This is a genomic window from Modestobacter lacusdianchii (assembly GCF_054177765.1).
The window spans coordinates 1-1,319 of record NZ_JBJJTJ010000063.1; the positions used below are offsets into that span (position 1 = coordinate 1).

A 1,319-nucleotide genomic window follows, 5' to 3' on the forward strand; every position below is an offset into this window, starting at 1 on the left:
TGTCCCGCCCCGGGTCTGATGGAGGCTCTCAATCCACGTGAGGATGAGAGTCATGGCGGCACCAAGGAAGTACCCCGACGAGCTGCGTGAGCGGGCGACCCGGTTGGCGGTCGAGGCACGGCGTGACCCGGCGACCCGGACCGGGGCGTTGAAGCGGATCGGCGAGCAACTGGGCATCAACCCCGAGACGCTGCGCAACTGGGTGATCCAGGCCGAGATCGACGAGGGCCACCGGCCCGGCACCACGACCGATGACGCAACCCGGCTGGCCGAGCTCGAGCGCGAGAACCGGGAGCTGCGCCGGGCGAACGCGATCCTCAAGAGCGCGTCGGCTTTCTTCGCGGCGGAGCTCGACCGCCCCTCCCGCTGATCGTCGACTACATCGACCAGCACAAGCTCGAACACGGGGTCGAGCCGATCTGCCGCGTCCTCACCGAGGCCGGCGCGAAGATCGCCCCGAGCACCTACTACGCCCAGCGCACCCGGCCACCCTCGGCACGGTCACAGACCGACGCAGCGACCACCGCGGTGATCGAGAAGGTGCACGCCGACAACTACGGGGTCTACGGCGCCCGCAAGATGCATGCCGAAGTGCGCCGGCAGGGCCACGCCGTGGCCCGCTGCACCGTCGAGCGGCTGATGCGTTCCGCCGGGCTGCGCGGCATCACGCGGGCGAAGGGACCGCGCACCACCGTGCCCGGGAGTGGCCCGGACACCCGCCCGGACCTGGTCGACCGCGCGTTCACCGCGACCGGTCCAGACCAGCTGTGGGTCGCCGACATCACCTACTGCCGCACCTTCTCCGGCTGGGTCTACGCCGCCTTCATCATCGACGTCTACTCCCGCCGGGTGGTCGGCTGGCAACTGTCGAAGTCCTTGCGCACCGACCTGGCCCTCGACGCGCTGGAGATGGGCCTCTGGACCCGCCGCCGGACTGGGCGGGACCTCGGCGGGCTCATTCACCACTCGGACAAGGGCGTGCAATACCTCGCCGTGCGGTACACCCAGCGCCTCGCCGAGGCCGGCGCGGTCGCCTCCGTCGGCTCCACCGGCGACAGCTATGACAACGCCCTGGCCGAGGCGTTCAACTCGCTGTTCAAGGCCGAGCTGGTCCGCAACCGCGGCCCTTGGAAGGGCATCGACGACCTGGAGATCGCCGTCGCCGAGTATATCGACTGGTTCAACCACCGACGCCTGCACGGCGAGATCGGCCTCGTTCCACCGGCCGAGCACGAGGACACCTTCTACCGGCACAACATCGCGGCGGCTACCGTCGCCGCGTCAGTTCCGAGTCTCCACTGAACCCGGGGCGGGACAGC

At 69.8% G+C, this 1,319-nt stretch carries 1 protein-coding gene and 1 other annotated feature; the gene reads left to right on the forward strand.

Features of this window, described 5'->3' with window-relative positions:
* Positions 1 to 52: 52 nt before the first annotated feature.
* Positions 53 to 1,302 (forward strand): IS3 family transposase gene (locus tag ACJTNH_RS20710; protein ID WP_458179156.1). Its coding sequence is split into 2 segments (ribosomal slippage): positions 53 to 332 and positions 332 to 1,302, totalling 1,251 coding nucleotides; the frame shifts between segments, so codons are not numbered across the junction.
* Positions 331 to 459: a sequence feature (AL1L pseudoknot), on the forward strand. It overlaps the preceding gene by 129 nt.
* Positions 1,303 to 1,319: the final 17 nt, after the last annotated feature.